The organism is Planomonospora algeriensis, from assembly GCF_977012225.1.
The window spans coordinates 1-640 of record NZ_CDRNDK010001037.1; the positions used below are offsets into that span (position 1 = coordinate 1).

General features: G+C 78.0%; 1 protein-coding gene and 1 pseudogene. Both read left to right on the forward strand.

The features are described from left to right. Positions 1–300 (forward strand): winged helix-turn-helix domain-containing protein (locus ACWJ6R_RS37655; protein ID WP_449066754.1); only part of this gene is annotated, 300 nt, incomplete at its 5' end. Between the two features lie 207 nt (positions 301–507). Continuing rightward, positions 508–640, forward strand: a pseudogene (locus ACWJ6R_RS37660) (sirohydrochlorin chelatase); the annotation flags it as partial.

Here is a 640-nt window from a genome sequence, read left to right on the forward strand (position 1 = left end):
TGCGCCGGCGGCCACGGGCTGGAGATCCGCGGCCACGCCGTCGTCGTCGACGGCGAGCTCAAGCCGCTGCCGCCCGCCCCGATGGCGGTGCTCAAGCGCCTGGCCGACAAGCCCGGCCACGTGGTGGCCCGCTCGGAGCTGCGGACCGTCCTGCCCGGAGGCCCGTCCCGCGACTCGGCCGAGCACGCCGTGGAGATGGCGATCACCCGCCTGCGGCGGGCCCTCGGACCGGCGGGCATCGTCGAGACGGTCGTCAAGCGCGGCTACCGCCTGGCGTGCGAACGCGGCGAGGTCGTGTGACGACGCTCGTCCTGGCCGCGCACGGGACGCGCAGCGCCGCGGGGGAGGAGACGCTCACGGCCCTGCGCGACCTGGTACGGCGGGCCCGCCCCGGGCGGCGGGTGGAACTCGCTTCCTGGAGATCAGCTCCCCGCTGCTGGCCGACGTGCTGCCCGGCTGCCCGGCCCCGTGGTGGTGGTCCCCCTGCTGCTGGCCGGCGGCTACCACGTGCACATCGACCTGCCGGCGGTGGTCGCCGCCGCGCGGCCGGACGCGACGGTGGCCGCCCCGCTCGGGCCGCACCCGCTGCTGACCGCGGTGCTGGCCAGGAGACTGGCCGCCGCGGGCCTGCGGCACACCG